General features: G+C 45.2%; 20 protein-coding genes. 3 read left to right on the plus strand and 17 right to left on the minus strand.

Translation table 11 applies throughout. The annotated features are described in order from the left end of the window. Positions 1 to 58 precede the first annotated feature (58 nt). Complete coding sequence (locus AC506A_RS27940) at positions 59 to 1,642, plus strand: response regulator transcription factor (RefSeq protein WP_495464289.1); 1,584 nt, start codon at positions 59 to 61, stop codon at positions 1,640 to 1,642. A 404-nt stretch (positions 1,643 to 2,046) separates the two neighbouring features. Next, entirely contained in the window at positions 2,047 to 3,474 is a 1,428-nt protein-coding gene (locus AC506A_RS27945) for a sensor histidine kinase (RefSeq protein ID WP_495464290.1), read from the plus strand. 26 nt (positions 3,475 to 3,500) lie between these two features. Here AC506A_RS27945 and AC506A_RS27950 read toward each other — a convergent pair whose 3' ends face one another. The 13 genes from AC506A_RS27950 to AC506A_RS28010 form a co-directional block, all read right to left on the minus strand. Continuing rightward, complete coding sequence (locus AC506A_RS27950) at positions 3,501 to 5,042, minus strand: ABC transporter substrate-binding protein (RefSeq protein WP_495464291.1); 1,542 nt, start codon at positions 5,040 to 5,042, stop codon at positions 3,501 to 3,503. 46 nt (positions 5,043 to 5,088) lie between these two features. After that, a complete protein-coding gene (locus tag AC506A_RS27955) occupies positions 5,089 to 5,970 on the minus strand; it encodes a carbohydrate ABC transporter permease (RefSeq protein WP_495464292.1) in 882 nt (293 codons plus the stop codon). Between the two features lie 38 nt (positions 5,971 to 6,008). Beyond that, a complete protein-coding gene (locus tag AC506A_RS27960) occupies positions 6,009 to 6,875 on the minus strand; it encodes an ABC transporter permease subunit (RefSeq protein ID WP_495464384.1) in 867 nt (288 codons plus the stop codon). 82 nt (positions 6,876 to 6,957) lie between these two features. Beyond that, complete coding sequence (locus AC506A_RS27965) at positions 6,958 to 7,854, minus strand: nucleoside hydrolase (RefSeq protein ID WP_495464293.1); 897 nt, start codon at positions 7,852 to 7,854, stop codon at positions 6,958 to 6,960. Positions 7,855 to 8,053: 199 nt separating this feature from the next. Beyond that, positions 8,054 to 9,334, minus strand: a complete 1,281-nt coding sequence (locus AC506A_RS27970; RefSeq protein WP_495464294.1) for a glycoside hydrolase family 140 protein — start codon at positions 9,332 to 9,334, stop codon at positions 8,054 to 8,056. Between the two features lie 38 nt (positions 9,335 to 9,372). Next, positions 9,373 to 10,257, minus strand: coding sequence for a carbohydrate ABC transporter permease (locus tag AC506A_RS27975; RefSeq protein WP_495464295.1), 885 nt, complete (start codon positions 10,255 to 10,257; stop codon positions 9,373 to 9,375). A gap of 13 nt (positions 10,258 to 10,270) precedes the next feature. Next, the gene (locus tag AC506A_RS27980; RefSeq protein WP_495464296.1) at positions 10,271 to 11,218 is read right to left on the minus strand and encodes an ABC transporter permease; all 948 of its coding nucleotides are present in this window, start codon (positions 11,216 to 11,218) and stop codon (positions 10,271 to 10,273) included. Positions 11,219 to 11,307: 89 nt separating this feature from the next. Beyond that, complete coding sequence (locus AC506A_RS27985) at positions 11,308 to 12,918, minus strand: extracellular solute-binding protein (RefSeq protein ID WP_495464297.1); 1,611 nt, start codon at positions 12,916 to 12,918, stop codon at positions 11,308 to 11,310. A gap of 388 nt (positions 12,919 to 13,306) precedes the next feature. Beyond that, positions 13,307 to 15,250 carry a glucosidase family protein gene (locus AC506A_RS27990; protein WP_495464298.1) on the minus strand — a complete coding sequence of 648 codons (1,944 nt, stop codon included), beginning with the start codon at positions 15,248 to 15,250 and terminating at the stop codon, positions 13,307 to 13,309. Between the two features lie 259 nt (positions 15,251 to 15,509). Continuing rightward, positions 15,510 to 16,205 (minus strand): YjjG family noncanonical pyrimidine nucleotidase, encoded by a 696-nt coding sequence (locus tag AC506A_RS27995; RefSeq protein WP_495464299.1) that lies wholly within the window; start codon positions 16,203 to 16,205, stop codon positions 15,510 to 15,512. Between the two features lie 3 nt (positions 16,206 to 16,208). Beyond that, complete coding sequence (locus AC506A_RS28000) at positions 16,209 to 16,670, minus strand: carboxymuconolactone decarboxylase family protein (protein ID WP_495464300.1); 462 nt, start codon at positions 16,668 to 16,670, stop codon at positions 16,209 to 16,211. A 30-nt stretch (positions 16,671 to 16,700) separates the two neighbouring features. Beyond that, positions 16,701 to 17,612, minus strand: a complete 912-nt coding sequence (locus tag AC506A_RS28005) for an EamA family transporter (RefSeq protein WP_495464301.1) — start codon at positions 17,610 to 17,612, stop codon at positions 16,701 to 16,703. A gap of 21 nt (positions 17,613 to 17,633) precedes the next feature. Then, the gene (locus AC506A_RS28010) at positions 17,634 to 18,269 is read right to left on the minus strand and encodes an FMN-dependent NADH-azoreductase (RefSeq protein WP_495464302.1); all 636 of its coding nucleotides are present in this window, start codon (positions 18,267 to 18,269) and stop codon (positions 17,634 to 17,636) included. Between the two features lie 290 nt (positions 18,270 to 18,559). On the opposite strand from AC506A_RS28010, the gene AC506A_RS28015 reads away from it, so the two are divergent. Beyond that, positions 18,560 to 19,066 carry an RrF2 family transcriptional regulator gene (locus AC506A_RS28015; RefSeq protein WP_495464303.1) on the plus strand — a complete coding sequence of 169 codons (507 nt, stop codon included), beginning with the start codon at positions 18,560 to 18,562 and terminating at the stop codon, positions 19,064 to 19,066. 71 nt (positions 19,067 to 19,137) lie between these two features. Here AC506A_RS28015 and AC506A_RS28020 read toward each other — a convergent pair whose 3' ends face one another. From AC506A_RS28020 to AC506A_RS28035, 4 genes are all read right to left on the minus strand, one after another. Beyond that, a complete protein-coding gene (locus AC506A_RS28020; protein WP_495464304.1) occupies positions 19,138 to 19,347 on the minus strand; it encodes a phytanoyl-CoA dioxygenase family protein in 210 nt (69 codons plus the stop codon). Between the two features lie 203 nt (positions 19,348 to 19,550). Next, positions 19,551 to 20,357 carry a spore germination protein gene (locus tag AC506A_RS28025; RefSeq protein WP_495464305.1) on the minus strand — a complete coding sequence of 269 codons (807 nt, stop codon included), beginning with the start codon at positions 20,355 to 20,357 and terminating at the stop codon, positions 19,551 to 19,553. A gap of 315 nt (positions 20,358 to 20,672) precedes the next feature. After that, positions 20,673 to 22,436 carry an exosporium protein gene (locus AC506A_RS28030; RefSeq protein ID WP_495464306.1) on the minus strand — a complete coding sequence of 588 codons (1,764 nt, stop codon included), beginning with the start codon at positions 22,434 to 22,436 and terminating at the stop codon, positions 20,673 to 20,675. 474 nt (positions 22,437 to 22,910) lie between these two features. Beyond that, positions 22,911 to 24,707 carry a hypothetical protein gene (locus tag AC506A_RS28035; RefSeq protein WP_495464307.1) on the minus strand — a complete coding sequence of 599 codons (1,797 nt, stop codon included), beginning with the start codon at positions 24,705 to 24,707 and terminating at the stop codon, positions 22,911 to 22,913. Between the last annotated feature and the right edge of the window lie 490 nt (positions 24,708 to 25,197).

The following is a 25,197-nucleotide window of genomic DNA, read 5'->3' on the forward strand; positions in this document are numbered from 1 at the left end:
GTGGTGTAACATGGAATTCAAGTTCGAGCGTTCATTACTTAAACGGGAGTGAAATCGCATGATTAAGCTTCTAGTCGTTGAAGATGAATCTGTTACTAGAAAAGGTTTAATGAAGCACATCAAGTGGAAAGAGCTTGGTGTTGACGTTGTTGAAGAAGCCAAAGACGGAATAGAAGGACTCGAAGCAGCTCGCCGTATGCATCCCGATATCGTAGTATCTGATATAAGAATGCCAGGAATGAACGGGATCGAATTTACTTCATGTCTCCGCGAACAGTTTCCTGAATGTAAAATTATTTATATGAGCGGCTATTCCGATAAGGAATATCTTAAAGCTGCAATTCGCTTTAATGCCGTCAGCTATGTTGAGAAACCTATTGTTATTGAAGAGTTGCAAGAGGTTATACAGAAAGCCGTGCATTTGTGTATGGAGAATAATAAAGTCAATCATATCAACATGGCATTATCAAGCAGCCTTCCATTCATTAGACAGAATATCGTGAATGGGCTTATCTCCAATTATATCGATTGTAATGAACTGAAACGAAACTTAGACCTTATCGGCGTATCGTTTACCCAAGACGACTCCTATACGGTTTCACTCATCGTCCCTTCCTTTGATGAGGACGAGTCGTCGAGTGAAGTTAAGCGCAGCTGCTGCACGACGATCATTGAATTTCTTGCCCATGCTTCAAACGGCTATACCCATTTGGCGGTGATGAAGGATTCAAGCCATGTTTTAGTCCTATCCGCACATAAACCGGAACGTAAGCATGATTTTGGTTCCATCTATACTCTTCTTATGGAGCATTTGAAAGAACAAGATATGAAATACGCAAGACTCTCCTGGATAGTTGGAAGCACTTCCTCTGAAGTATCAGAAATCAGTCATTCCTATGCAACGGCAGCCGCCTTTCTTGATCATCTCTTTTATTACGACTTTGGCAATATCTTTTACGCTGCGAACAGAGCAGTCTCCATATACAACATCAACGACGAAACCTTACAGGCATACGCTAAGCATCTTCAGGATCTTCAGAAAGATAAAATCATTCATTTTACAGAAACCTTATATCATGCGATTAAAACAAAGACCGGAACACCTCTAAACGAGGTCAAGAACCTATTCTATCAAATGATGCGCATGTTATTTGAACAATGTGAGAAGAGAGGACTGGATCTAAACGTAGCCGGTCATCGGAAAGAGGAATATTATTGGGCGATAATGTCGAAGATGGACACGCTCAAGCAGCTTAAAAGCTACTTTCTGACAAAGGCAACCTATATCCTAGACAGTATCGAAAATATGGAATCCAATAGCAGATCCGTTCATGATGTAATCAAATTTATTCGAGGCCACTATTGCGACAAGGAAATCTCTGTGAATATGCTCGCCGACCACGTTCACCTGACGCCTACCTATCTTTCCACCCTGTTTAGAAAAGAAACAGGCAAAACCATAAGCGAGTACATAGCAAAGGTCAGAATTGAGAAATCTGCAGAATTGCTGATGGAGCCGCAATCCAAGCTTTATGAGGTAGCCGATCGAACAGGGTATAATGATGCCAATTATTTTACAAAGGCCTTCAAAAAAATAAAGGGAATGACCCCTACGCAGTTCAGGAGAAAACACCAGTCGTGACACATTCATTTCGGACGATAATCGGATTATTTACAAATATGCATATACGGGGAAAGCTCCTTATTTCCTATTTCATCCTCATCTTCTTTCCTCTAGCACTGATGACTTTTATTTCTTACAGGAATGTATCTAGTGATTACGAGAAACAAATCCTCCACTCGGCAGATCAATCGTTTGACCAGGCTTATACCTTCCTAAACTATAAGGTGAACACCCTAATAAAGGCATCTGATGTCATCTACTTCAACTCCGATGTTCAGACGATGCTAACTAGAAGCGTGAACGATTTTCAGAATGATTTTGTACAGCAGAACATAGATCGACAGAAATTGGAATATTTCTTAAACAGTCTTCAGAATACGGAGGATGTCTATCGGGCGAGTCTTTATGTTCCCGGGTGGTTGATGTATGCAGATCAAAATTTCAACTTTTATAATATGTATACCTTTTCCCAGACTGAAAGCTATCACAACTTAATGTCTTCCAAGGATAAGGTTACTTGGCTTTCGCCGCATACCATCAAAAATAACAACAGCAATCTGGACCCGGCTCGGGTGATTTCTCTATTAAGAAAGATCAGAAACAGTGAACAAACATCCGAAATTATAGGGATTATCGAGCTAAGCCTATTAAAAGAAAAGATTGAAGATATTATCCAAAAAGCAAATATCACCTATGATGGCGTTGTTTATATTCAAAACTCAAATGGCGATATCGTAAGCTGCTCCAACATCCAAAACTTTAATCGAATCAATCCGAATCTAGGTCTCATTCAGGATCTTCAGGAAAGCAGTACGTCATGGAATGACGCGACAATCGACAATAACAATTTCGTTATCAAAACAAGAGCCATCGATAATACCGATTGGACGATGGTTACTGCTATTCCATTTACAGAAATATTTTCTCAAAGTATGAAAATTAGAGACCTTATGCTTGTATTGATGCTCATATGCGGACTTATCTCGTATGGACTTGCTTATTTCATTACAGGCGCAACTGTTAAGAGAATACTCCTGCTGAAGAAAAAAATGAGGATGGTGCAGGAAGGTGTCCTTAATGTAGAAGTGAATTCTACCATTCATGATGAGATCGGTGAGCTGACCGACAGCTTTAATCATATGGTCAGAAGAATCAAACTTCTGGTAGAAGAGCAATATCAGAATGGCAAGGAAATTAAAAATCTGGAGCTCAAAGCGCTCCAAGCCCAAATCAATCCGCATTTTCTGTATAATACGCTTGAATTGATTAACTGGAAGGCCATCGATAACAACGTGCCTGATATTGCTGTCATTTCACAATCACTTGCCAAGTTCTATAAGCTCAGCCTTAATAAAGGCAAAGATATCGTAAGCATCGAAGATGAAATCAATCATATCCGCGCTTATGTCCAAATTCAGAATCTAAGATTTGATAATAAAATAAAACTGATTATTCATGTTGAGCCTGCTCTCTATAACTACGATATCCTGAAATTAATCCTTCAGCCCATTGTGGAGAATTCCATTATCCATGGCATCCTTGAATCCCGAGACGGCGAGGAAGGCTCCATTACAATTACGGGTATCGCGGTTAAGAATGATATAATCTTGACCGTCAAAGATGATGGCGTAGGGATGCTTCCGGAGCAAGCCGAAGAAATACTGGCAAACGGAAATACAAATGTTGAAGTCCACGGATACGGCGTAAGAAACATCAACCATCGGATCAAGCTCTGCTACGGTCAGGAATACGGCCTGACCTACTCCTCCTCCCCCGGAAACGGAACGTTGGTAGAAATCAGAATACCGGCAATCATAAACAAAGGTTCAGGAAGGAATAGTCCCTCCTGAACCTTATTGTTTATCTATAAAGCAAATTATTTAAGGGCTGCAAGAAACGCATCAAGCTGTTTCTGCATTTCGGCTATGATCTTCTCTGAGCCGGCACTTTTCAATTTATCAACCAGCGTACCCAGACCTTCTTCAGGATTCTCGATGTATCCATAGTTAAGCGGGAACGCGTATTGCTGCACGACATTATTTACGGCTGCAATTTCGTTTTTGACAGGCTCGAAGTCAGCCGTAAACAGGGCGTAAGGGTTATCTTGAGCCAGATCGGCCAACTGCTTTCTCACTTCTTCAATGTTCGGCGGAGAGTCAACAGGCTCTTTATAGAACTCAGGTGACTTGAAGCCCCAGGAGCAATAGCCTTCAGGTGCAAAACCTTCCAGATCAAGAGCTTTCAGTTTATTATCTGCCGTAATTTCATAATGCTTACCCTCGATGCCGTAAGTGAGCAGGTTATAATAGCTTTGATCCGTTCTCAGCAATTCAAGGAACATCAAAGCCCTTTCAGGGTTTTTAGACGATGCGGGTATTGCCATTCCATCCTGCATAGCTACTGTTTTGTACGTATGTTTGCTGTTCGGGAAGAATCTAACATCCCAATCCGGATGCTCCATGTAAGAGCTTCTCCAGGAATCCTGGTTATGCAGTTTGGAAGCTGCTTTTCCATCCTTGAACATATTATCGTCTTTATTGGACAAGATGGATTTCGACCAGTATTTCTTATCTCCCCATTCTTTCATTTTCTTGAAGTAATCTACGATTCCATCGGTCTCATATAAGTTAACGATTTGTGCCTTTGGATCATCCATGTTCACCATAAACGGCGAATACTGCGTCTGTAGAATATTGTAGTAACCGTTAGCGTTGGCATAATAACTGTCCATACCGCCTGATGAGCTAATCTGACCGCTTGGATCCAGCTGCGAATCATTCTTCACAACCGCATCCAAATATTTTCCGTAATCATCTAGGTTTTCAATCGTTTTCAGCCCGTATTTATCCATCAAATCGCCTCTTACGATGTACCCCATATCTCCATACTGATAGAACTGGGCAGGCATTCCATAAAGATGGCCGTTCACTTCGGTCTGTTTATAAGCATCGGGAGTGATCTGCGCTAAGCTCTTAGGCGCATATTTCTTGGCCAGCTCTTCAATCGCCAGGAAGGCGCCTTTTCGAGCATTGGTATAATAATTCGTCCACGTTGATGCATAGATGAGATCAATAGGCTCACCTGAGGCAAGAAGCAGCGGATATTGAGTGCCAAAGTCTGCCCATCCAATCCAGTTTACGGTTAAGGTAGCATTCAAATCTTTCTCAAGCTTCTTGTTTACTTCCGCAAGTACGGCATCATAATCCTTGGCCGGTGAACCGATAAGGTACATTTTCAGTTCAGCCTTCTTGGAGATATCTACAGCAGTATTCCCCGTCTCCGCTGCCGCATTTTCATTATTGCTGCCTGAATTGGTGTTCGAATTACCGGAGTTTGCTCCACCGCAGCCTGTAAGCATAACCCCCATCATGAGTGCAAAAGCCAAAAGCAGTGATAACCCTTTTGTTTTTCTCACCATCGTTCCCCCTTAAATAGTCGTTATTCGATAACCGGATTGACCGGGATTATCCCTTTATCGCACCAACCGTAAGACCCTTCACGAAGTATTTCTGTACATAGGGATAGACAAGGATAATGGGACCCGTAGCAATAACCGCCATTGCCAGCTTTAACGATTGGGAAGGCAGATCAATCATGTTTACACTTGCCACATTGGATATTCTGGATATGGCTTCAGCGGATTGCAGGGTTGAGAATAACAGATATTGAAGCGGATACTTCTTGAAATCCGTTATAAACAGCATGGCATGATACCAGTCATTCCAATAATCCAGCGCATAGAACAATCCGATTGTGGCAAGCCCTGGTTTGGTGAGCGGTAATATCAGCTTTAGAAAAATGGTGAAGTCTCCCGCCCCATCGATTTTGGCTGATTCACTAATAGAATCGGGGATTGTGCTAATAAAGGTTCTCATGACTATTAAGTAGAACACATTGATTAACAGCGGAAGTATTAAAGAAAGCAGGTCATTTTTTAAGTGCAGATATTTGATGAAAAAGATATATACCGACAAAATGCCACCACTGAATAAAGTGGTAAAGTAGAAGAAAAATGCAAGCTTGTTCCTATATTTGAAGTCTTTTCGATTCAACACATAGGCAGTCATTGCAGTAACAAAAAGTCCTATACTCGTTCCAACTACCGTAATGAATATGGATACGCCATAGGCTCTTAGGATGTCTTCCGGATACTTGAACAGTACTCTGTAAGCCTCAAAGGATAGTTCAGTTGGCAGTATTCCGTAACCATGCTTGGAGATGGCGCTTTCGGAAGTGAATGATCCGGATACCAGCATTTCAAATGGCAACAAGCACAAAACAACTGCTACCACAACCACCGTATAGCTGATTAGATTGAATAGTAGATTCGCACCTTTAGTCCGCATATTTCCCCTCTCCTACCGCAAAGCTTAACTTCGTATGCCTAAAACAGAGCGTTCTCCGGTCTCTTCCTCTTGATGATTCCATTAACCACCATGATCGTCGCAAAGCAGAGCACAGATTGATAAAAGGTTGCCGCAGCCGGCATCGCGATATCGCCACTGGTAATCAGCGATCGGAATACAAACGTATCAATAACATCGGTGGCGTCGAATAGCTGGCCGTTATTTCCGACAATCTGGTAGAACATCTGGAAATCACCGCGTAAAATTCTGCCCAGATTCAATAGGAACATAATGATGATGGTCGGCGTAATAGACGGGATTGTGATATAGAATATCTTCTGAAAAATATTCGCTCCATCAATATCTGCAGCTTCAAAGCACTCCGAGTCGATACTGGTTATAGAGGCAATATAGATGACTGAAGTATAGCCAACCCATTTCCACGAATTGAAAAAGCAAATGATGAACACCCAAACATAAGGCTTACTGTACAGATTGACGGGATCCATATTTAAGGACTGAAGGATCGAATTTAATGTTCCGGTTTCATAGTTGAAGATATTGAAAACAAAGACACCTACAATCGTCCACGATATAAAGAATGGCAAGAAAATAATCGATTGGGATACTTTTTTGAAGTATTTTCCTCTCATCTCACTGATGAAAATGGCAATCAAGATCGCAAACAATTGCGAGGTGATCAGGTTGAGCAAATTGTACAGGATCGTATTTCTAGTGACCAATAACCCGGTGCCTGAATTAAAGAAGTATTTGAAGTTCTCGAACCCGTTCCATGGACTGCCGAACACGCCAAGGTCAAACCGATATTCCTTAAATGCGAGCACAATACCGGCCATTGGAATATAGGAGATTAATAGAATCAAAAACACCGCAGGTAAGACCATTAGAAACAAGGTTCTATTTTTCCTGATTTCATAAAGAAAGCCATGCTTGTTCAAACGCTATTCACTTCCTTCGTTCTGCGAGTTACAAACAAACCCTGTCCATATACAGGTTTAGAAAAGCTTCGGAATCCACATATTTTGCAGCTTTGATGACGGACTTGTCGGCCTCTCCGCGCCAGTAGAGCGCGGTTTTGTTATACGTGACCCCGCGTGTAAATTCCCCTTGCGTCTCCACAAAAATCTCATCCTGCTGCATGTCCAGAATGTGATCGTCAAATACGGCACAGATAGCCAGAGGATCATGCATCATCGGATAATGATCCGTTATCGTCTGCCACCGTGCGAGCAATTCCGGAAGATAAGCTGCCGTTTGTTTATGGGTTGTCAACAACCGATCCATATCATTCTTTGTCAGCACACATTTCACTGTAACATCCAGTCCGACTGCCTTAATCGGTATGCCTGACTCAAACACGATTCTGGCGGCTTCAGGGTCGCATCTTATATTCCATTCACTTAGGTGGCTGTAAAAACAACCGCCCATCATCACAATCTCCTTCACCTTATGTTTGAGCTTGGGCTCTTTGAGGATTGCGATGGCTATATTGGTCAAGGGGCCGATCGGAACCAATGTGATATCTCCATCCGACTTCATGACCGAATCGATAATGAAATCTATCGCATCTGTTCCGAACCCCTCCACATCTCCATCCTTCTCTTCGGAGAACTGGCACGGGATTTCATTCAAGTCGACCTTGTTCAAGATCGGACTTCCAATTCCGGCGTATACGGGAATATCTGTCCGGCCGGCCATTTTGAGCATGTTAACCGTTAACTTTGCCCTGGCTGTCACATTTTTAAATACCGTAGTAATTCCGATAACATCCAGTTCAGGCGACTCAAGAGCAAACACGATCGCCAGTGCATCATCGATATCGTCGCCAATATCCGTATCAATTATGATTTTTGTTCTGTCCATATTTACCTCCATACGATAGGTTTTAATATATTGGAAACGCTTACAGGTCTATTCTAGCATTGGAGCAGAACCGGATAATATATACAAAAATATGATAACAAGTAAAAATATACGATGTTGTACGCTGAGTTTGAACAATAGAAAAAACCTCGATAGACCAAGGTTGGTCATCAAGGTTTTTTCGTTTATCTCAAATCTGTTACCTGCCGGCAGCTATAATAAGGGAATCAGAATTGCTTGTAAGCATACCGATCCTCGTTTTCCCTTCCGCAACCGTTACATCCGGAACGCGTACATAGCGATCCTCGAGCGTGATTGCCGTAACGTCATAGTCGGTTAAATCCGCATCCAGCACAATATGGTTGCTGTAAGGTACATAAATAACGATTGTCTTCAGCGATGGCATCGCCGCCACCCGGATGTTGGGATACGGTGTCAGCAGCAGCTCTTGCTGCGGTTCGATTCCGTGCAATTGATACTGCTCGAATACCCACTTGGCGTATCCGACATCCCAAGCTCCTTGCAGACGTAATGCGGTTTGCCTGTCGAACGGGATTTTGGACCAACTCTCGCTCGTAAATTCCGATCCTTCCTTATGCCACGACCAGACCCCATGTGCACCATAGGTGAAACCTGCGTTTGCCCCCGCAAGCACGCTGGACCAGAATGCACTACGCAGATCGAAGGCGCCAAACCTTCCGTACCGGTCACCGTGTCCATGACCCTCATAACAAGGCTCCGAGTTAATAATGGGTCGTATGATCGACTTGCTTCGGAAGCTCTTGGCAAGCTCATAGGTTGCAAACTGATCTTCAAGCCTGTGCCCCGATTGATAGATGTAGAGGTCGAGCAATTCGGATTCCAAGAACAGCTCCGGAAGCTCATGGAAATTCCCTACCGGATGCAGCGCTGTAAGCGCCTCTGGTTGAAGCTCCTTCAGTTTCTTCATGGCGATGTAGAAGTACGCATTGATTTCGTCTGTCTCGAACGCTGTATCGCCACTTACATAATACATGGGATGATAGGCCGCAAAACGATTCACGGCATAAGCGGTATACATCTCCACGGCATCCTTCGGCATCGTATATTCCGGCACTCGCTTATTCGCCCAAGTACCGGGAACATAGTTGTTCCAAAGCAAAGCCAGCGCCGGTACAAAGCCCATCTCATAAGCCATCCGCACCATCGTCTCAGCCTTATCGAAGAAGGCATCGTTGATCCGATAGAAATCCCAATTCCCTTCCGCATTCAGCTCATATGGATAGAGACCTGTATAGGTATTACTCGCATCATGAAGCACCGGAAGAATACTGATTTGAAGCGTATTGAAGTTTTGCGATTTACGATAACGAAGGTATTCCGCCCATTCCTCGACGCTCGCATTGGAGAACACGCTCCATACCGTATCTGCCAGCATGAAAAAAGGCTTGCCGCCGCGCATAAGCATTCGTTTGTCTTCTGCGATCTGAACTGCTGTCATTTCCTGCACCGCCTCTATTAGTAGTACCTATGAATATGTCATCCCTTGACGCTGCCAAGCCGAATGCCGCTGACAAAATATTTCTGCAGGAACGGATAGACCAGAAGAATAGGTATAGCTGCTACGATCATCTGCGCGCCTTTGACGGAACGGTCGTTCAGCTTTGCCAGCCGCTCAGCCTCGGTAGCTGTCATCGTCTGGAAGTTGAACTCTACGACGATGGTCTGGAGATAGCTTTGGAGGGGGTAGTTCTCCGCGCTGCGCATAAAGATTAACCCGTCGAACCAGGCATTCCAATGGCCGACCAAGCAAAACAGCGTTATGGTTGCGATTGCGGGCATCGAGATCGGGACATAAATTTGCCAGAGTGTGCGCCAGTGGCTGGCTCCATCAATATTGGCGGCATCCTCAAGCTCTACCGGCACTTCTCGGAAAAAATTGAGCATGAGAATAATATTAAATACCGTAACGGCCCCGGGTAAAATCAGCGCCCAGATCGTATCCATAATGCCAAGCTCTTTAATCAGAATGTAGTTCGGAATGAGTCCGCCATTGAAGAGCATCGTGAAGAAGAAAATCCATACGTAGGTTGAACGCATGCGAAAGGACTCGATTTTCTTAGACAAGGGGTAGGCGATCAGAATGACGAGCATGACGTTAATGAACGTGCCGATTGTTGCCCTTTGAATGGTGATGCCGAATGCTCGCCAGAATGCATGCCTCTCAAGCACATATTGATAGGGCTCCAGCGTAAACCGTACCGGCCAAAGATGGACGAGCCCGCCGGCAACCGCTGAATTATCGCTCAAGGACAGCGCGATGATATGGACAAATGGAATGATGCACAAGGCTGCCACTAGAGAAAGAAAAGCATAATTGAATACACTGAACAGCTTCTGGCCTTTGGTTTGTCGGTTAAGCACGGTCTTCCCTCCTTTAGAACAGCCGGTATTTAAACAAACGGTACGCGATCAAGTAAGAGGTTGCTATCAAGACAAAAGATACGAGCGACTTCAGCAGTCCGACTGCCGTAGAAGGGCCGTATTGCGCCTGGAGCAAGCCCATCCGATAGACCATCGTATCGATGATGTCCCCTGATTCATAGACCTGCGGACTGTACAGGTTGAAAATTTGATCGAAGCCGGCATCTAAGACGCTTCCCAAACTCAATACCATGAGAAGAATGATGATCATATGCATCCCAGGCAGCGTGACATGCCAAGTTTGCTTCCATCTTCCCGCTCCATCGACTGCCGCCGCTTCATAGAGGGAAGGGTCTATGCTGGTAATCGCAGCTAGGTAAATAACCGTATTGAAACCAAATGTTTTCCAAACATCGGAAGCAACCATCGTATAAGGGAACCACGAATTTTCGCCTAAAAAATAAATCGGATCCACGCCGAGTACGCCCAGGAACGAATTCACGATGCCGTCCGAAGGCGACAAGATATCGATCATGATCCCGCCCAAAATAATCCAAGACAGAAAGTAAGGAAAATAAATGATCGTCTGCGTTGTACGCTTAAACAACATATTGCGCACTTCGTTAAGCAGGAGCGCAAACGTGATGGGCACGAACAGATTGGCAACGATCTTCATAACAGCGATGAATATCGTATTCCATACCACATTCCAAATGTTGGGCATCGCAAATACGTAATTGATGTTATCAAGCCCTGTCCACTTTTGCCCGCCGAAGAGTCCTTTAAGAGGGATGAAGTTCTGGAATGCAATCGAAACGCCGACCATCGGGATATAGGCAAAGATGACAATCAGAATTAGACCCGGAAGAAGCATCAAATGCAGCGGGAGTTCTCTTTTTTTTCGGTAATTGATCTTTTTGCCTCCGCCGGTTTCAACCGGTTTCTCAGTCGCTAATTCCATGGAACACCCTCATTCCGCACCTTTTTTTTGAAAATAGCCATGCAAGCGCCATCTAGGAGATGACACTTGCACGGAATCAATGCTCTGTATTATTTGGCGATCATAGCGTTTATTTCTGTCGTTACTTGTTCTCCGCCAAGCGAATTCCATTTGGAGACCATGTCGTCGAAACCTTTCTCGGCTTCGGTTTTCCCTTGTATGATGCTTGTAAGCGTCGTGACGAGCAGCTCATCCATCGAGCTTCCACGCGCGACTTCCGTCGGAGACGGAGCACCCAAATAAGCATCCCACATAACTTGGTCCGGATACGAGCTATCTACGAAATTAAAAGGTGTATCGCCGGGTCCGAACATCATGTTAATGGACCAGTTTCCTTGCTTAATTGCATCGTAGAAACCTTTTCCGGAACCGCCTAGACTGTCCGTCGTTCCGTCTGCGACCGCTTTTTTGATATCCTGATGCGCTTTAAGATCGATCATCGGATCAAGCGAGTACACGGGGGACATCCACCAGATCCCTTGAACGTCATCTGCAGTGAACCATTTGTTATAGTCGGGCTTCTCGCCAAACAGCTGCTCCACGTAGAGGTTCATCATCTTGATCAGGTTCTCAGGATGTTTCGTTCCTTTCTTGACTACCATCCAACCGTCAGCAGATATTTTCAATGGAATGGTTGCAGGTTCCCCGGATTTCGTAGGAAGCGGCACCGTAATCCACTTCGCGCTCTTGTCGTTAGCAAGCGTCTTCTCCGCCGTGAAAGCCATCCAGTGAGGGCCATAGAACATGCCTGTCTTGCTGGCCACGACGGATTCCATTGCTTTGCTATTGTCTTTCGAACCAAATTCCTTATCCAGCAAGCCTTCTTTGAACATCTTCTGAAGCAGTGCCAGCGGCTCTTTCATTTCCGGCTGCACAATGCCGCGCTGCACCTTGCCGTCTTTCTCAATCCAGTTTAGCGGGAAAGCGTTGTATGCCCAGAACAAGCCCTGCAAGTTATAGCGGAAATCGCTATCGATTTCAAGGCCGAGCGTGTCAGCTTTTCCGTTGCCGTCCGGATCATTCTTTACGAATGCCGTTGCAATATTGTAGACGTCTTCGATGGTTTTCGGACGTTCAAGACCGAGCTTATTCAGCCAGTCCTCGCGAATCCACAGATGGCTGTAGCCATTCGTCGAAGGCATCTTGATAGGGAAGCCATAAATCTTGCCGTCAAATGTCACCGGCTCAAATACGCGCTTCGTTTCGCTCTCAATGATGCTCTTCAGTAAATCGGATGCATACTCGTCATAGATGGAACCGATCTCTTCAACAGCTCCCGCTTCCATCAGCTGCTGCATATCTGACGCTTGACCGACCTGGAAAATATCAGGAAGATCGCCGGAGGCCATCGCCAGCTTAAGCTTCTGATCATAAGAAGTGCTGTCAGACAACATTTTGTAGTCCACGGAGATGTTTAATTGATCTTTGAACAATCGGGTCCAGCGGTTATCAGCAAGTTTTTCTCCGGTGTTTTTTTCCAGCTTGCTTACGTTCTCGTCATTAGGATTCATGTTGCGTCCAAAGGTGTACGTGATCGCTTCCTGAGAATCTGCGGTGCCTGAATCATTGTTTGTACCCGTATTGCCTTCGTTATTCGAAGAACAACCGACAACGAGAACCATTACGAGTGCCAAACAGGCTATCCACGACTTTTTTGCCATTCCCAAGCCCTCCCCTATTTCATTCAAAGCCAACCTGTGAGATTTGATCGGCTCACATTTGAAGCGCTTACAAGATGCGCTCGCAAGGCTATACTATCAGATATTTTTTGTGTATACAATTATAATTTTATATGTATTTATAATGTATACAATACTCCAAAACCCGCGTGTCGACTGGTGTTTCCTTCAGTTGAACCTTTACGAAACAGCGTGACAATTGTTGTTGTATGGCGAAAAATTATCGGCATCAAAACGCAGTGGTACTAAAGTTCGAGACGCCGAAGTTGCACCGACAAACGTTGTCAAATAATGCTAAATGCAAAAAACCTTGATAGACCGAAAGGCTCGGTCATCAAGGTTTTTCGTTTATTTGGTGAGTACGCTTTATTTACGTTCTGGCTGGAAAGACCACTTCAATTTTCTCTCCCGGCAAGCAAGTGTAGGTTAACTTGACTCCATGAACATCCACTTGAATGTGGAGTCCGTTCTCCATTCTAGTCACATGAAGATCAAAGCTTCTTCCGAAGGCTTGAATGGCGCGAAGCGTCATGTTGTTCCACGCAGCAGGAAGCTTCGGGGCGCATGTGAAGGAATCTAGCCCAGTCGGCTTAATGCCAAAGATCCCTTCCGTAAAGATGCGACAATATAATGCGCTCTCTGCGGATAAATGTCTCTGGTTTCCTTCCGGGAACGCTTCAACTGCATAAGGGACGTGGTCGCCGAGCAGCCTTCTTCTTGAATAGGCGGTTAGATATTGAAGCGATTGCTCGACTTCTCCCGCCATGAATGTCGCTTGAAAACCATACAGCGTAGAACGATCCCAGAACGTCTTGTCTCCCGACTCCGTGGCCAGACCATCGATCGTCCACAAATTTGGCGAATAAAGCGCGCTGACCGTGCCCTCTTGTCGATCCATGATTCCCATGGTCAAGGGCAAGCAAATCCAAGAGCGTAATTTATCATTGCCTTCGTAATAACGATAGGTTTCGTATTCATCGACGGTTGCGCCGAAATAACGTTCTATTGCTTGTCTCAATTGCACGGCTTCCGTACTATATTGGTCTTCCATCGTTTCTTCGCTCAACGATCGTGCTAGTTTAGAGGCAGCGCACAAAGCCCCGTAATAGAGGGAAGAGGTAGAGAGATTAGCATGTCCCGAAGGAAATCTGCCCTCTAGCTCATCGGAGTCCGATGCAACTACGCCTTCCTCCGTAAGCATTCGTTTACAGTATTCCAAACACCACTGAATCGCCGGCCACAATTCCTTGGCAATCAACAAATCCCCTTGGGCAAGCGTAAATAATGAGGCGCCATAAGCATACATGGCCGCATCTCCCCGATCTCCGGCGCCTTCCCAAATATCCACGCCTTCCGCAATGATCGATGATGGAATGGGTGAGTAATCAGGACCCATGAATGCGCGATATAAACGGTAGCAGTTTAAGGCCGCCTCAATTCCAGCGCTGTATCCCAGGTATGGAACGAATGGACCCACGTACTCCGCTTGATCATTGGCCCAGATAGCCGCATAAAAGTTTCCTCCTCCCGGTCCGTGCATGAGACCGCCTTTCGTAGCGAATATGCTCTCTGACGCCCGCAGTTTAGCAAAATCAAACATTTGGTTCAGCACGGAATCCGGTGTTTCCAGCTGCAGCGTGGAACGGATGCGACTTACGAATTCTGCTCGCTTCGCTTCTTCTTCATTCCCACTACAAACTTGAACCGTTTCAAGCAGCTTTCTTCCGCTGATCGTCAAATAGAAGGAAAGCTTCTCTTTCGGCTGTAAGGTAACTTTGGAAGGCGCATCGTGGCTAACATCAAGTACATAGATCCCGTAGATCCCTCTTCGAGTGATCGTATGCGTTAGAGGGGATATTTCAATTGTCATGGACTGCTGCGAATCGTTAACAAGCGTGTATTTCTCCATAGCCGCGCTGTATTCCGTGGTTGGAAAGAGCACATGTTCGATTCGAAGGTTGTTGTCTGTTCGACTCTTAATGGCCAGCATGCCATTAAACGTTACTTCGTACGGTTTCTCCGACCGAACCCGCTCACCGTTAATTGTGATCTCCGGTATGATTTCCGCGCCATATTCTTGTATTAAGCTGGCATGCGTATCATTAGGAATCGTCCGTAACATGGGCCAGACAATGCCGCGTTTCAGTACCAACTCTCCTAGATGATCAATCCCATACTTTACGATCATGGATATTCGCTTTCCGCTCATTTCAATATGATCGTCGTGCGGAAGTCTGCTATCATGCTTGATATCCCATTTGATCGTATGCTCACTGTTTAGGGACCAACGATCGACTTTTGGGGTCGAATTCATGCATATCACCTCTCTGGTTTAATCAGTAATCGGGCGTGGATGATCCCTCCCTCATACATTAGAGCAATTCAAGAGAATTGAGGATGTAGATACCCTCACTGCATTGTCTTTTTCATTACTGAATGACAGCGGTTGCAATAGTTTGTATAAGAATTCGAATATAGCTTAGCTGATAATTAATAATTGCGCTATATAAATTAAAAATAAGCCGAAACATCCAAAAGGATGCCCGGCTTATCTTCAATTGGATACGATTCCTCTATTTCTTCGGCGAAACGATATCGAATAATTCTACTAAATTCGTGACCGTATACGTGCTGCGAATTTCCGCATGGCTCTCTTGTGCCTTTCTGTTTATCCAGCAGGTATCGATGCCGGACTGCAGGCCGCCTTTGATATCCGTATTCAACGAATCTCCGATTATAAGTGCTTCCTTCTTAGTAAAGCCCTCGATATGATTCATCACGTAATCGAAAAATGCGGTTGACGGCTTCTGAAAACCAATGCTCTGGGAATCGAAAATGTGTTCGAAAAAATCATATAAACCCGACTGCTTCAACCGTTTAATTTGCGTTTTGGTTATTCCGTTCGTAATCACAAACAGTCGGTGTGAAGCAGACAAGCTCTGACAAACCTCTAATGCTCCTTCAATATGAAGCTGGTTGCCATCGCCCAGCAAGTCTCTATACTTATTCTCCCATTCCGTGCCATCCACGGCTTTGCCCAGTCTCGACATCGTTTCTGAGAATCTCGTGTTCAGCACCTTATCTAAGCCAATCACGCTATTTTCATAATCAGCCCACAGCTGCTTGTTGACGGAATTATAGACACCAAACAACTCATCCGTGAACGCATATCCGTAATGTTCAAACAATCGATGTAACGCATCCGCTTCGCAAGCGCCAAAATCCAGCAACGTATCATCCAAATCAAATAACAGGATTCGATAGCTCATACCTTATTTGCGTACGGCCGGCTGATAGTCGCCTGGTACCATACCCGTGGAGATCGCCATCCGATTCCAACAGTTGATTGCATTAATCGCCATAATCAAATCGACATACTCGCCCTCGTCGAAATATTCTCGGACCTGCTCGTACAAATCCTGCGGTACGCCGGCATCCGAGATCTTGGTCACGGCTTCCGTTAACGCAAGCGCAGACCGTTCTGCTTCCGTGTAGAACGGAGCTTCCCGCCATGCGTTAAGCAAATACAAGCGCTGTTCCGTCTCGCCCATTGCTCTCGCGTCTTTCGTATGCATATCGATGCAGTATGCACATCCATTGATTTGCGAGGCACGAAGTTTAACTAACTCGAGCAGCTTCTCTTCGAGGCCACTCTTCTTCACATAGCCTTCCAATTTCAAAAGCGCCTGCAGCGATTCCGGTTGTACTTTCATATAATTCAATCTCATTTCCATCGTTAACACTCCTTTTATGATTGTTCCCTGTTACAACTTGTATGATTCGAAGACCTTAAAGCTTCGTTTCATCATCTCAGGCAGTGCGATTCCGCACAACGTAATGCTCACGCCAAGCCACTGCTGCCAGTTAACCGTTTCATGCAACACGACGTACGACATCATGACGGCCATCGGCAGTTCAGCGGCGCTCAAGATAGAAGCTAACCCGCCGCCTATGCGCGGCACGCCAATGGCATAGAACAACGGTGGAATGACGACACCGAAGAGAGCCAGCAGCAGCCCCCACGGCAACAGCCCTTTATACAAAGATCCATCTATAATAAAATGCGGCGGAAATATCAGCATGGCGACAATAAACGAACCGGACAGCATAATCGCGCTTCGTGTGATCGGAGCGACTTGTTTGGCCGTTCTCCCGCTAAACCAAATGAAGAGCGTATAGGTCACGGCAGACAATAAACCAAGTACAATGCCTATGAGGGAAATTCCCTTTTGATTCCCGCCTCCCAAATAGCCGCTTGCCATCATAATTCCGACGAATAAGACGATAACCGATAACACTTTATCTCTGCTGGGGCGTTTGCGTTCAACCACGGCTTCCAGTAATATGCCCATCCAAGTAAATTGGAATAACAACAGAATTGCGAATGAGGCCGAAATATATTGCAGCGCTGTATAATAAAGCATGCCGGTTAAACCTGTCGTCGTGCCTACGGTCATGAGCACAAGCACCTGACGGACTGTTATAGGATTGTTTTGCGATGTCTCGGATCGTTTGGCTGATCTCTTGGTCGCGAGTACCAATAACCATAACATCGTCACGCCGAACAGGTTCTGGCTGCCGACAACATCGCCAACGTTAAAGCCGGATTCATAAGCTTTCTTGACGAAAGTTGCTAATAGACCAAAACTGCAAGCCCCGGCTAAAACAACCACCATGTATTTCATCACGAACCGGTTTTAGAAGCTGTAAGCAAGCTCATGCGCCTGCCGAATGGCGTTATCTTTAATCGCAGCTACTTGATCCGGTGCCTTTCCCGTGCCCTCGACATAAATAACATCAATGGAAGGAATGCCTATGAATTGGGATACCGCCGTCAAGTAGCGGTGGCTGAATTCAAAACCTGCGGCAGGTCCCTCGGACAGCACGCTGCCGGATGCTTGAATATGAAGCAGTTTTTTGTCAGAAGCTAAGCCGACCGGACCTTCTGGCGTAAAAAGAACTGATTTTCCCGGTATGCATATGGCGTCAATATAAGCTTTCAATACGGGAGGAAATAAGTAATTCCAAACCGGATTGACGACAACGATTTTATCTGCAGCGAGAAACTGATCAACCAATTCCGTTAATCGGGCCACTTTGGCCCGTGAACCTACGCTTAATTGATCGAGTGAGCTGCCGATTTTCAATTGCTCCCAGCCGTTTAATACCTCAGCGTCTACTTCAGGGATGTCCATTTGATAGAGATCCAAATGAATAATTTCATCGTTAGGATTTGCTTTCCGGTAGGCTTGAATAAACTCGTGACCGACAGATAAGCTATGAGATGCGCTTCTATCAAGCGGGTGTGCGTTTACGTATAAAACTACTGCCATAGATGATACCTCCTTGAACCAGCGCGTTTCGATTTCACACCTACATATAAAGCCTCATCCAAATGCGCACGGCGCCATGCGTTGAATAGATGAATCCGTTTCGGATTAATCATCGACAAGCTATATCCACGATTAATCTTGTCTATAATATAGTCATTTACTTTTGCACTGTCAACCACAAATCCTGGATCATTTCGTTGAAGCTGCCCAAACACTCCGGTTTGACAAGGATTATTAATCCACCTAAGATGATTAAGAATAACCTTCTCGTCCAGAAAGCAGGTGATCGCATGCAGTATAGTATTGGCGTTGAATACGCATTGCATTGCTTGGTCTATTTAATAGATATTCCTCCTGACGCAAGCATCGGTATTAAGGATCTATCTACATTTCAAGGTATTTCGGAGACCTATCTTTCGAAGATATTTAGAAAGTTAACAAGAGCCGGCATCGTAAATTCCGTCCCTGGCGTGAACGGGGGCTATAAATTAGCCAAACCTCCCGCGGACATTTCTTTTTGGGACGTCATTGAAGCGGTTGAAGGCGCTCCGCCTCTTTTCCAATGTAAAAACATTAAAAATAATAGCTATCTATGCCGGGAAGATGAAAGCTTTAAAGCTTGCGCGATGGCAACGCCTTGCGTCATCAACTTAGCGATGCTTGATGCCGAACAGAGCATGCGAACGAGTTTGCGCAATAAGTCACTTGCATGGCTGAATGAGGAGCTTAGCCGCGTATTAACGCCTCAATCGATTCAGGATACGCGCGCGTTTTTCGCGAATGGCTACAAAGCCTAATCGTGAACGTCAAAAAAGCGACAAGAACCCGAAATGGTTCTTGTCGCTTTTATGTGTCAGGCCTCTTGGAACTAACATTCCGCCCCTGTCATTTCATTCGTGAACATACGCTTATATTCCTGAGGCGTAAGCCGTTCTGCAGATGCTGCCGCATAATGAAACTGCAAGGACCATCGGCGCTTCGACGAGAGATTGGAAGGCGTGCCATGGAAGAGCATACCGTGGAAAAATAGCACTCCGCCGGGCTTAAGCGGGACAATAACGTCCCTTTCGACCGGCACTTGTATATCGCATAGCTGCCAGTCTCGGATCGCATAATGAGACGTAGCCCTCCCGTATCGCCAAATATGGTGAATTCAGAGAAGAGCGGGGCGCGAACAGGATGTTCTAACAGTTGCTCCGCTTGCTCCTTCGCCCTCTTCCAGAATTCCGAAAATGTGGAATCTTCTCTGAGACTTCTCCGATCACACAAAAACCCACCGTTTCAAAAACAGTGGGTTTTTGTATGACTCTCCGGCGATTGGAAGAAGGCCCAGAACGAAACAGGCAGCAGAATAGCATCTGGCGAACCTGCCGCGAGAATGACAAGCTTCCCTTCCATGAGGTACGACCTCGTTCGATCAGGACGCTCAGTTGTTAACATCTGAGGAAAGAGGGTGAATCGCTTCTCCTGTATGAACTCTTGAATGAAACCCGGTGCTTCCACGTAATCAATGTCAATGCTTTGCAAGCGTCGGTCTAACTCGGTAGCGATGTGCGGGTTTGCAATCGATTTTAAATAGACTACCGCTACTTTCGTCTTCGATTTCCGTCCAAGGGTATAGTATTTGACAACGAGATCCGTTGTGGCGATTTGCTTGCGAAGCAGATTGATATTGGTATCCAAGTTTTCAATAAAAGCTTCATTGGACCCTCTAATGACCCTTTCATTAATAGGGATATTAACAGAGCGTTCTTTCTTCAGATCCGTACCCAGTATATATAGCTTCTGCTCGCCTTCCCTCTGGATGATTGATTTACCTGTAATAATTGCATCTGCTGCTTCCTGCAAATCTTGTGTCTCCGTAATATTGATAACGGAAACGGTATCCGGAATCGATTCATTCGGATTGAGCAGAATAGGCCGAATTACATGATCTTGCATGTGATCCGGATCGATCATCGTATCCAAATAAAACATGCAATAGTGCACATGCTCTATCTTCAATTTCTTCACTTTATAATCATCACTTGAAGTCAATATTTGTTTGAAGTAACGATCGGTCGACTCAGTAAATGGGCTTAATTGCATGCTGCTCCCTCCTTCCGGATAACTTCCCATAATTTACCATTAAATTGGAATACTTATGCAAAAACCCGGATTGCGCATAACCTTGTTAACTCAAAAAAGGATCAAGCCATGCCTTAGCTGCATGACTCGATCCTTTTTGATTGTTCTTGTCTTCGTCCTTGTTGCGCCTCAAGCAGCCTAGATAACAATATGGTTAATTTCACCTGCTTCGAATGTAATTGGCGTCGTTTTAATGATAAAATACTAGGATTTGCTGATACAAGCTGTCCAGTTGAATCCTTACCCCAAGATAAATCCACACTTCTTTCTAGTCTATTACTGAACCTGGATAATCGAAACAGAACCATCCGTAAGAGTGGTTGTTGCCGATCCATTATAGAGAAAATCTATTGTAATGGCAGTTGAGCTAGCGTCAGCTAAGAACGTACCAGATACGCTTACATTAGCATCTAAAGTTCCAGTAACTGATCTACCTGAAAAACGACTCTGAAATACTGTATTAATTCTTGGTGTAACAGTAACGTTTCCATTTACAGAACTAGTTGCCCTGAAAGTATAAGAAACCAAATAAATATGCCCTGTTGCTAATACAAAGGTTGTACTTGTTGGGTGTGAAATGTTAGCGCCATTAATAAATGTTGTTGCATACGAAATAGCTGTACCAGTTGCTATAGATACTACGCTAACAGTAAATAATCCATTTTGTATTGTGGCATTTGCTCCTGTTGCCCCGGTTGCTCCTGTTACCCCTGTTGCTCCGGTGACTCCGGTGACTCCGGTGGCTCCTGTAACTCCTGTCGCTCCGGTTGCTCCTGTTGCTCCTGTTGCTCCTGTGACTCCTGTGGCTCCGGTTGCTCCCGTTTCACCGGTTGCTCCTGTTACCCCTGTTGCTCCGGTGACTCCTGTTGCTCCGGTTGCTCCCGTAACTCCTGTTTCACCTGTCGCTCCGGTTGCCCCTGTTTCACCTGTTGCTCCTGTTGCTCCAGTGACTCCTGTGACTCCCGTTGCTCCCGTAACTCCTGTGGCTCCGGTTGCTCCCGTTTCACCGGTTGCTCCTGTTACCCCTGTTGCTCCTGTGACTCCTGTGGCTCCGGTTGCTCCCGTAACTCCTGTTTCACCTGTCGCTCCGGTTGCCCCTGTTTCACCTGTTGCTCCGGTTGCTCCTGTGACTCCAGTTGCTCCTGTGGCTCCTGTGGCTCCAGTGACTCCGGTTGCTCCGGTTGCTCCTGTTTCTCCTGTGGCTCCCGTTGCTCCTGTGGCTCCCGTTGCTCCTGTTGCTCCCGTTGCTCCAGTGAATCCCGTTGCTCCGGTTGCTCCTGTGACTCCCGTTGCTCCGGTTGCCCCTGTTTCACCTGTTGCTCCGGTTGCTCCTGTGACTCCAGTTGCTCCTGTTGCTCCTGTTGCTCCAGTGACTCCGGTTGCTCCGGTTGCTCCGGTTGCTCCTGTTGCTCCGGCTGCTCCTGTTGCTCCTGTGACTCCGGTTGCCCCTGTTTCACCAGTTGCTCCACCAGGTGCTCCTGTAGCTCCGGTTGCTCCAGTGACTCCTGTTGCTCCCGTAACTCCGGTAACTCCGGTAACCCCTGTAGCTCCTGTTGCTCCGGTAACTCCTGTTGCTCCGGTAACTCCTGTTGCTCCCGTAACTCCTGTAACTCCCGTAACTCCCGTAACTCCCGTAACTCCCGTAACTCCCGTAACTCCTGTAGCTCCTGTAGCTCCTGTAGTTCCATTTGCACCTAACAATTCTGAAGATACGATACGATGAGGAGTTACTAGCTCTCCTGCAGCATTTTTTCCCCAAACTGAAATTTCTATTTGTTGACTTGCTAAACCGTTCGTTGTAAAGACAAATTCAAAGGTATCTAAATTCACAAAATAATTCTTCGTTATTGCTTCATTTGGCATTACATTAAATAATTCAAGTACATATAACGTTCTGGTCTCGTTTAGGTAATATCCCTGAAGCAATATATTCGCATTATTGTTTAAGTCTCTATTATCAATTTTAATAGTCAGCTGTTGTGTAGGCCTTACACCACTGACCGGGTTGTTTTCTATCGGTCCAGTTGACAAAATTGCCATTTATTTGATTCTCCCTTCTTTATCATTTGGGGCATAGGAGACAATCAACACACCTATAACTTGATTCCCCCCTTCTCTACTATTTGTTAAGCCAACAACCAATCCGCTATTTTTCTATTTAAATACTCTATTATCTTTCTTAGAATATTCATATTTCATCTCAAGGTGCGGACAGTCTGAGATAATATTCGAGCACGATTCCTAATAGATAAGAGAAACGCACTAATGGTGGTGTACGCATACAAAGAGGCTAGTCTGCTCACTCTGCAGATCACTCCCTTAAATCAATAAAAAAGGATTCCTTTCTTTAATAAAATCAATTCAATAAAGCCAGTTTTACAACATCAAGATTTCCAAAACAATTAACTAAAAGAAAAACCTTCCAAAAAGGATAGGAAGGTTTTTATGCTATAAGTTTTTAATTGGTTTTAGTTTAATGCCAATTCTATTAACTATATATTGCAAGCACAATCATTAAGGAGTCAGCTTAATGATCTCTAATGAGGCATTTACAATCAGTTGACCATCCAGACTATTAGTCAAGTTATCCGCAAATCCTACATTTCGTAAAGTCATAGTTGCACTTGCCGGAACGGTAATGATGGAATGGCCTGCTGTCTGAAAGAAACTATTTACTGAATTATTGACACCAAACCCAAAAAGTGTTTGCGGAAGCGTTGTGCCATTTAACACGATCGCATATGCAGTTTGTATATTTTGGTTAACAGTTACACTCCATTGGACATGGTAATTACCTGCAACTAAAATTGTTAAAGCAGCTGTTCCTGCGGTATGAGTGATCCCGCCTACCAGTGGACCGTTATTGCTGAAAATAACATCAACATTGGCCCCTACAGCCTGATTTCCTAAGTTGTAGACATAAGCATATGCGGAAGAAACGGTTCCGGTTGCTCCTGTTGCTCCGGTAACTCCTATTGCTCCAGTTGCTCCGGTAACTCCTGTTGCTCCAGTTGCTCCGGTAACTCCTGTTGCTCCAGGTTCTCCGGTTGCTCCGGTTGTTCCTGCTGCCCCTGTTGCTCCGGTTGATCCGGTAACTCCTGTGGCTCCCGTTGCTCCGGTTGATCCTGTGACTCCAGTTGCACCTGTTGCCCCCGTCTCTCCCGTTGCCCCTGTGACTCCTGTGACTCCTGTTACTCCTGTTACTCCTGTTACTCCTGTTGCTCCTGTGGCTCCCGTTGCTCCGGTTGATCCTGTGACTCCAGTTGCTCCTGTTGCCCCCGTCTCTCCCGTTGCCCCTGTGACTCCTGTTACTCCTGTTACTCCTGTTACTCCTGTTACTCCTGTTGCTCCTGTGGCTCCTGTTGAACCAGTGACTCCAGTTGCCCCTGTTTCACCTGTTTCGCCTGTTACTCCAGTAACTCCGGTTGCCCCCGTTGCTCCTGTTGCTCCTGTGACTCCCGTTGCTCCGGTTGCACCTGTGACTCCCGTTGCTCCGGTTGCTCCTGTGACTCCCGTTGCTCCGGTTGCTCCGGTTGCTCCCGTTGCTCCGGTTGCTCCGATTGCTCCTGTGGCTCCCGTTGCCCCTGTTGCTCCTGTAGCTCCTGTGGCTCCCGTTGCCCCTGTTGCTCCTGTAGCTCCTGTAGCTCCCATTGCTCCGGTTGCCCCTGTTTCACCAGTTGCTCCACCAGGTGCTCCGGTCGCTCCTGTTGCCCCCGTAATTCCTGTGACTCCTGTGACTCCCGTAACTCCGGTCGCTCCTGTTGCTCCCGTAACTCCCGTAGCTCCTGTTGCTCCCGTAACTCCTGTAGCTCCTGTGACTCCCGTAACTCCGGTCGCTCCTGTTGCTCCCGTAACTCCTGTAACTCCTGTTACTCCTGTGACTCCTGTCGCTCCTGTAACTCCTGTTACTCCTGTCGCTCCTGTAACTCCCGTGACTCCTGTGACTCCAGTAGTTCCATTTGCACCTAACAATTCTGAAGATACGATACGATGAGGAGTTACTAGCTCTCCTGCAGCATTTTTTCCCCAAACTGAAATTTCTATTTGTTGACTTGCTAAACCATTCGTTGTAAAGACAAATTCAAAGGTATCTAAATTCACAAAATAACTCTTCGTTATTGCTTCATTTGGCATTACATTAAATAATTCAAGCACATATAACGTTCTGGTCCCGTTTAGGTAATATCCCTGAAGCAATATATTCGCATTATTGTTTAAGTCTCTATTATCAATTTTAATAGTCAGCTGTTGTGTAGGCCTTACACCACTGACCGGGTTGTTTTCTATCGGTCCAGTTGACAAAATTGCCATTTATTTGATTCTCCCTTCTTTATCATTTGGGGCATAGGAGACAATCAACACACCTATTACTTGATTCCCCCTTCTCTACTTTTGTTGAGCCAACAACCAATCCGCTATTTTTCTATTTTAAATACTCTATTATCTTTCATAGAATATTCATATTTCATCTTAGGGTGCGGACAGTCTGAGATAATATTCGAGCACAATTCTTAATAGATGAAAGTAAAATACTAATGGTGGTGTACGCATACAAAGCGGCTAGTCTGCTCACTTTGCAGACCACTCGCTTAAATCAAAAAAAACGTAAATATGAAGAAAGGGCGGCATTAGGGGTTATATCCCTACGCTGCCCGATCTCCAAGTTTGGTTTCCTTTATTTAATAAAATGAATAAGCCAGTCAGATCAATTGTTTGACCTGACTGGCTTTACATTCGGTATATCAAATACATATCTCATTTTATAATAAAATCAGTCTCATCAATATATATTACTCACACT

This window comes from Paenibacillus sp. N22P23 (assembly GCF_059383735.1).